The organism is Vibrio sp. TAP-3B, assembly GCF_057784735.1.
The window spans coordinates 3,025,144-3,032,697 of sequence record NZ_CM173495.1 but is presented as its reverse complement, the minus strand read 5'-3'; the positions used below and the strand labels follow the sequence as shown (position 1 = coordinate 3,032,697).

The following is a 7,554-nucleotide window of genomic DNA, read 5'->3' as shown; positions in this document are numbered from 1 at the left end:
CTTTTCGAGAAGCGTTTCTCTTAAAGCGGACGGTCATTCTAGCGAGATAACTTGTTGTGTCAAACACTTTTTATTTATAAGCTTCCTCTGCAAGTTAACTTAAACTCAACCGTCTTGTTATCTTCGTTTTGCCTAGCGGCTTTTCTTTGACAACGGAGGCGAATTATAGGGAGTTAAAAACAGAACACAAGTCTATTTAATAAAAAAAGCTCTGCTCTCATACCGTTCGTATAGAAAATAACCACCTATAAGCAACAAAATAAAAAAAGGGGCCTTTGGGGCCCCTAAAACATAAACGTTATATCGTTCCTAAAGACAATTACCCTTTATTTATTGGTGAGCAACAATTTTATCATTGCTTACTATAAGCTGAATTTTCTGATCCGGTAATATTTCACCAGCAAGAATAGACTTAGCTAATGGGTTCTCGACATTTTGCTGGATTGCACGTTTTAGAGGTCGAGCACCATATACAGGATCAAAACCAACTTGAGCGATCAGATCGAGAGCTTTATCCGACACTTCTAATTGGTAGCCCTTGTCTTCTAATCGTTTCGCTAAGCGCTCCAATTGGATAGAAGCAATAGATTTGATCTGCTCCTGACCCAGTGGGTGGAACACCACACTTTCATCAACACGGTTTAAGAACTCTGGACGGAAGTGTTTACTAACGATATCCATCACTTCACTCTTAATGCCCTGATAATCCAATCTTGTAAAGTTTTCTTGGATTTGCGAAGACCCTAAGTTTGAGGTCATAATCACAACCGTATTACGGAAGTCGACTGTTCTACCCTGACCATCGGTTAAACGCCCATCATCCAGTACTTGCAATAAGATATTGAACACATCCGGATGCGCTTTCTCAACCTCATCCAGTAGTATGACTGAGTATGGCTTACGACGTACCGCTTCAGTTAAGTAGCCACCTTCTTCATAGCCAACATAACCTGGAGGCGCACCAACCAATCTCGCCACTGAATGTTTCTCCATGAACTCAGACATGTCAATACGTACCATTGCATCTTCACTGTCAAACATAAAACGAGCGAGTGTTTTACACAGTTCCGTTTTACCAACACCCGTTGGTCCTAAAAATAAGAAGGAGCCAATCGGGCGGTTTGGGTCAGAAAGCCCTGCTCGACTACGACGAATAGCGTTCGACACAACCGTGACTGCTTCTTCCTGTCCTACGACACGGTTGTGTAGAGCCTCCTCCATGTGAAGCAATTTCTCTTTTTCTGCTTCCAGCATTTTAGAAACAGGAATGCCGGTTTGCTTAGAAAGTACTTCCGCAATCTCGTTGTCGGTGACCTTGTTGCGTAATAAGGTCATTTCTTGCATTTCTGCTTGAGTCGCCAGATCAAGTTGTTTCTCAAGTTCAGGAATACGTCCGTATTGCAACTCAGACATACGGTTTAAATCGCCCGCGCGACGAGCGAACTCCATGTCCATACGTGCTTGCTCAAGCTCCGATTTTATATGCTGGGTTCCTGATAACGCGGCTTTCTCGGTATTCCAAACCTCTTCTAACTCTGCATACTCACGTTCTTTTTCGCTTAACTCTTCGTTGAGTGTTTTAAGGCGTTTTTCACTCGCTTCGTCATGCTCATTACTTAATGCTTGTTGCTCGATCTTTAATTGAATGATTTTTCGCTCAAGCTTGTCTAGTGACTCCGGTTTAGAGTCTATTTGTAGACGAATGCTTGATGCTGCTTCATCTATTAGGTCGATCGCTTTGTCTGGCAACTGACGGTCAGAAATGTATCGATGTGACAAACTTGCTGCCGCAACGATAGCAGGGTCAGTAATTTCAACATGATGATGAAGCTCATAGCGCTCTTTTAAGCCACGCAAAATCGCCACCGTATCTTCAACCGATGGTTCATCCACCAGTACTTTTTGGAAACGGCGCTCTAATGCAGCATCTTTCTCAATGTATTGGCGGTACTCATCGAGTGTTGTTGCGCCAACACAGTGAAGTTCACCGCGGGCCAATGCCGGTTTCAGCATGTTCCCTGCATCCATCGAGCCTTCACCCTTACCTGCACCAACCATAGTATGAATCTCGTCAATAAACAGAATGACGTTGCCTTCTTCTTTAGCCAGCTCGTTAAGTACCGATTTTAAGCGCTCTTCAAATTCACCTCGGTATTTAGCACCAGCGACTAGCGCGCCCATATCTAATGAAAGAACTCGGCGTCCACGCAAACCTTCTGGCACTTCATTATTTACGATACGCTGTGCAAGACCTTCTACTATCGCGGTTTTCCCTACACCTGGTTCACCAATGATGACTGGGTTATTCTTAGTACGGCGCTGCAGAACTTGAATGGTTCGACGAATTTCATCATCTCGGCCAATCACCGGATCCAGTTTACCCTGCTCTGCTCGCTCAGTAAGATCTATAGTGAACTTCTCTAACGCTTGGCGCAGTTCTTCTGCGTTAGGATCATTTACCTTTTGACCACCTCTGATCTTTTCGATCGCCTGGCTGACTTTTTGTTCGGTCAACCCAATCTCTTTGAGCAATTTACCGAGTGGACCGCGATCCTCTAGAGCTGCAAGCAGGAAGACTTCCGAAGAAATGTAGGAGTCTTGACGCTTTTGCGCCACTTTGTCGCATAGATTAAACACAGTGCCCATCGAACTAGAGAGTTGTACATCACCACCGATACCACTTACTTTCGGTAATCGGTCGAGCATCTCACTCAATTTAGAGCGCAAATGAGTAACGTCCACATCTAACATCGTAAGTAATGGACGAATTGGACTGCCATTTTGGTCAAGCAAAGCCACCATCAAGTGGACAGGCTCAATATATTGATGATCGCGCCCTAATGCTAATGATTGAGCATCCGAAATCGCGATTTGAAACTTACTTGTGAATCTGTCAAGACGCATATCTACCTTCCTAATCTCAACTAGAGAAAACACTTTTGACAGTTGAAAGATGGATACTCGTGGGAGGAATTTCAAGGGAGTGAATGAATAAAGATTATGTTGCCAAAATAGAAGGCCTATGCATTTTGGCGCTTAATGGCTAGTCTTCAATCCAGATAAATGTAGCTTGTCGCCCTGTTACGCCATCGCGGCGGTAGGAGTAAAAGGAGTCTTTGTCGTGGTAAGTACAAAGCCCAGAGTCAACAACTTGCGTGACACCAGCTTGGTTCAGACGTTGTGCTGCTAATCTAGACATATCAGCCAACCATTTACCTTCAATATCTTGCGGAGTAAACGCTTGGTGGGCTTGTGAATCGAAATCGACAAAAGCTTGTAATACATCCTCTCCGACTTCAAATGCCTGCGGGCCAATTGCTGGACCAAGCCATGCCATCACTTCACCTGAAAACAGCTCTAACGCATTTTCAATGATGCCATTAGCTAAACCACGCCAGCCAGCATGAACAGCAGCCACTTGTGTACCTTGCGTATTAGTCAATATTACAGGCAAGCAATCTGCTGTCATTGCTGTACAAACCACATTACTTGAAGAAGTAAATACGCCGTCTGCATCAAGAACTTGAGAGGTAGGCTCACTCACTCGTGCAACAACTGTAGAGTGAGTTTGATTCAACCAGACTGGTGTACTCGGCATATTTGATTGTTGCGCCAACCAGTTACGGTTTTCCTCAACGATAAATAAATCATCCCCAACATGGGCACCTAAATTTAACCCTTGGTAGGGAGCAGTCGAAAAGCCGCCAATACGAGTAGAGGCAAAAGCTTTGACATTTTTAGGTGCAGGCCAGTTAGGAGTGATTATCTTCAAATTAGAATTCTTCAGGTAAACCGTGGTCTTCTGTATCTCTACGCAGTGCTTCCGTCATAACCACCATATCGTCTGGTACAGGAGCATGAAACTCAAGTTCTTCACCTGTCACTGGGTGCTCAAAACGCAACATTACCGCGTGTAATGCTTGACGATCAAAGCCGCGAATCATCTCTGTGAGTTCTTCGGAAGCCCCAGTCGGAATCCGCGCACGACCGCCATAAGCAGTATCACCCAGTAGTGGATGCTGCAGGTATGACATATGCACACGAATTTGGTGTGTACGGCCCGTTTCCAAGCGTAGACGAATGCGCGTATGTTCACGAAAGTGCTCCGCTACGCGGTAATGCGTGACCGCGGGTTTCCCCGTAGGAGTCACCGCCATCAATGTGCGTTTTGTCGAGTGGCGACCAATAGGTTGCTCCACTTTACCACCAGCGGTCATACGCCCGATCGCAATCGCTTCATACTCACGCGTGATATTACGCTTTTGCAATGCACGCACTAAACGGGTTTGTGCTGGAACGGTTTTCGCCACCACCATCAACCCTGTTGTGTCCTTATCCAAACGGTGCACGATACCTGCACGAGGTACTTCTGCAATGTCTGGATAATGATGCAATAATGCATTGAGCACTGTGCCATCAGGTGTGCCAGCACCAGGATGGACGACAAAATCACGAGGCTTATTGATAACGATAATATCGTCATCTTCAAAGACGATATCTAGCGGGATATCTTGCGCTTCCCAGCGTTCTTCATCTTCCAACTCGGCTTGCAATATAATTTCCTCGCCACCCATTACTCTGGTACGAGGCTTAGTGACAACTTCACCATTCACTTGAACTTTCCCGTCAACGAGCCATTCTTTCAGGCGAGAACGAGAGAAGTCCGCGAATAATTCGGCGATAGCTTGGTCCAAACGCTGACCTAATTGGCTATCTTTTACGGTATTTGTTAATACTATCTGCTGAGCCATATCGAACTTTTTTAAAAACTGTGAGACTAATGCTCACGACTGTGGAAAAATAAACTATTACCCCATTGTATCTGTTACTGTAAAGAAAGTAACGACAGCTTAAGAAATATTTAGATTCAAGGAACAGACTCCTGATATGAAACGTCAGACTTTAACAGGCCTTTTAGCGGTATCCCTTCTGTTTGGATGTGCAAGCAAAGAAGAAATCGTTCCTGATGTGCCGCCTTCAGAACTGTATGCAGACGCGCAGATCTCTCTTCAAAGTGGTAATTGGCTTTCTGCGATTGAGAAACTGGAAGCATTAGACTCACGTTACCCATTTGGTGCCTACTCAGAACAGGTACAACTTGATCTCATCTATGCGTATTACAAAAACGACGATCTAGCATTAGGTTTAGCAACCATTTCTCGCTTTATGCGTTTAAACCCAACCCACGAAAAAATGGACTGGGTGTTATACATGCGTGGCTTAAGCCACATGGCACAAGATCGTAACTTCATGCACGACTTATTTAGCGTAGACCGAAGTGATCGCGATCCGGAGCCAGTTAAAAAAGCATTTGATGACTTCAAAAAGCTGCTTCAACGTTATCCGAATAGCCCTTATGCAGAAGATTCACAAAAGCGTATGGTGGCATTGAAAAACCGCCTAGCGAATTACGACCTAGCCACGGCTGATTTCTACCTTCGCCGCGAAGCTTGGATTGCTGCAATTAATCGCAGTCAAGAGCTACAAAAAGCATTCCCAGACACAGAAGCGGCACGTAAGTCACTGACTATCCAGTTAGAGGCCTATAAACAGCTTGGGTTGGAAGATGCCGTAGCAAGAACTGAAAAGCTTATCGAGCTCAACCCTGTGAAGTAACTGAGCTGCTTTAAACTAAACCGCCACCGTTTTTACCGTGGCGGTTTTTTATTACCCGCAATAGCGTCTTCTGCCCTTGCTTGATGATCGACGGGGCTCTACATATGCTTAAAGTTCCCCTCTCCTTTATAAAAGGATGTGAACGTGACGATACCTAAGCTATGCGCAGTTATGCTGCTCTTATTGTCTGCTTCCGTTTGCGCACTACAAATATCACCACTTAAGCAACCTCCTTACACTGGGGATCTCGATGTTATTAAAGAGAAGAATGTTTTACGTGTCCTCGTTTCTGCTGATCTAGGCTTCTATTACATTGAGGGCGGTACACCAAAAGGAGTAGGTGCGGAACTACTGGCTCATTTCGAAAAAGACCTTCGTAAGTTCAAACCGAAACTTAACGTACAAATCATTCCTATTGCCCGCGACCAACTACTTCCTGCCTTAGAAAATGGTTCAGGTGATTTAGTCGTTGCCAATCTGACCATTACCGATACACGTAAACAAAAAGTAGACTTTAGTTCACCAATTCTCACTGGTATTGAAGAGTGGGTAGTCACGAACAAAAGTACACCAACCATGACTGACATTGAGCAACTGAGCGACCAAGAGGTTTGGGTACGTGCCAGTTCCAGCTACTTTGAGAGCATTCAAGTACTGAACAAGCAGCTAAACAAAAAAGGCTTGCCGCCCGTTGTCGTACATTTTATTGAAGAAACACTGCAAGACTACGAGTTGGTTGGGATGCTCAACAATGGTTACGTCAAAGCCATTGCTCTCGATAGCCATAAAGCCAAACTTTGGCTTAAAGTGATGGATGATATTCGGGCTCACCAAAAAATCCCTATCCGTGAAAATGGTAAAATCGCTTGGGCAATGCGGGAAAACAGCCCAAATTTGAAAGCCGTCGTGAACCAGTTTATTCAGAAGTCTCGCTCTGGGACACTGCTCGGTAACGTCATTTACGGAAAATACATCGATAACACTGGTTGGCTAAACAAAGCCCTCAATCCCAAGAAAATTGCTCAACTAGAAAAACTCACTACGCTGTTTGCGCACTTTGGTGAAAAATACGATATCGATTATTTACTGATCGCCGCAGTTGCTTATAAAGAATCCGGCTTTAATAACGACCTAGTGGGAAGCCGAGGGGCAGTCGGCATAATGCAAGTATTACCCAGCACGGCTCGAGACCCGAATATCAATATAAAAAACGTTCGGCAGCTAGAAAACAATATTCATGCCGGGGTGAAGTACTTAGCATTTTTGCGTAAACAGTACTTCAGTGATCCTGCTATTACGGCGGAAAACAAACTTTATTTTACCTTAGCGGCTTACAATGCGGGCCCCGGTAATGTAGAGCGAATGCGTAAACGTGCTGCCCAGCAAGGCTACGACCCTAACGTTTGGTTCAATAACGTAGAAGTCGTGATGCGGAAAAGTTTAAGCTCAACGGTTGGGTACGTCACCAGCATTAATCGCTATTACATAGTATACAAACAGCTAGAAAGTTTGGACCAAGTTAAAAGTCTAGATCGGGCTTCACTGACTCCAAAGGACCCTGTTTTCATGATACCGCTACGAAAAATCAGCCAAACGCCAGACACAAAAAAACCGCTTATTCATTAAGCGGCTTTTTAAACTCTATTTGCTGAGAAGCTGAAGAGATCAATATCACAATTTTTATCTAGTTAAATTTTGGTCACTTCAAATAATCGGCCGTACAACTTCCCTAAAAACGAGGACGTTTTCAGCTGAGCTCTCTTGACCAATCTAATGATTTACTAACCGATAACAAGCAATTTCATAATAAATTTCAACAGATCTTGAGTGAGATCACATTGATTTTTTATCGTAAAAAACCATCATCAGTTAGTGACTTAAGTCACATTTTTTTATGCTTAAAGCAGTAACCTGAACTTAACCCATGAGGGATGCAAC

At 44.2% G+C, this 7,554-nt stretch carries 5 protein-coding genes; 2 read left to right on the top strand and 3 right to left on the bottom strand.

The window, feature by feature from the left end:
• Positions 1 to 330: 330 nt before the first annotated feature.
• The 3 genes from clpB to rluD all read right to left on the bottom strand — a co-directional run bounded on the left by clpB (position 331) and on the right by rluD (position 4,751).
• Complete coding sequence (clpB, locus tag AC3D28_RS14325; protein ID WP_488535151.1) at positions 331 to 2,904, bottom strand: ATP-dependent chaperone ClpB; 2,574 nt, start codon at positions 2,902 to 2,904, stop codon at positions 331 to 333.
• 139 nt (positions 2,905 to 3,043) lie between these two features.
• On the bottom strand, positions 3,044 to 3,772 hold the full coding sequence (gene pgeF, locus AC3D28_RS14320) for a peptidoglycan editing factor PgeF (RefSeq protein WP_488535150.1): 729 nt from the start codon (positions 3,770 to 3,772) through the stop codon (positions 3,044 to 3,046).
• 1 nt (position 3,773) lies between these two features.
• Positions 3,774 to 4,751: a 23S rRNA pseudouridine(1911/1915/1917) synthase RluD gene (gene rluD / locus AC3D28_RS14315; RefSeq protein WP_098416448.1), complete on the bottom strand. Its 978-nt coding sequence runs from the start codon at positions 4,749 to 4,751 to the stop codon at positions 3,774 to 3,776.
• A gap of 136 nt (positions 4,752 to 4,887) precedes the next feature.
• Here rluD and AC3D28_RS14310 point away from each other — a divergent pair, with 136 nt between their 5' ends.
• Both AC3D28_RS14310 and AC3D28_RS14305 read left to right on the top strand, forming a co-directional pair.
• Positions 4,888 to 5,616 (top strand): outer membrane protein assembly factor BamD, encoded by a 729-nt coding sequence (locus AC3D28_RS14310; protein ID WP_098416449.1) that lies wholly within the window; start codon positions 4,888 to 4,890, stop codon positions 5,614 to 5,616.
• A gap of 171 nt (positions 5,617 to 5,787) precedes the next feature.
• Positions 5,788 to 7,242, top strand: a complete 1,455-nt coding sequence (locus AC3D28_RS14305) for an MltF family protein (RefSeq protein ID WP_488536101.1) — start codon at positions 5,788 to 5,790, stop codon at positions 7,240 to 7,242.
• The last annotated feature ends 312 nt before the right edge of the window (positions 7,243 to 7,554 follow it).

Coding starts and splice junctions, on each gene's coding strand:
- clpB (WP_488535151.1), bottom strand. CDS start 2,904: ATGCGTCTTGACAGATTCACAAGTAAGTTTCAAATCGCGATTTCGGAT.
- rluD (WP_098416448.1), bottom strand. CDS start 4,751: ATGGCTCAGCAGATAGTATTAACAAATACCGTAAAAGATAGCCAATTA.
- AC3D28_RS14310 (WP_098416449.1), top strand. CDS start 4,888: ATGAAACGTCAGACTTTAACAGGCCTTTTAGCGGTATCCCTTCTGTTT.
- AC3D28_RS14305 (WP_488536101.1), top strand. CDS start 5,788: ATGCTGCTCTTATTGTCTGCTTCCGTTTGCGCACTACAAATATCACCA.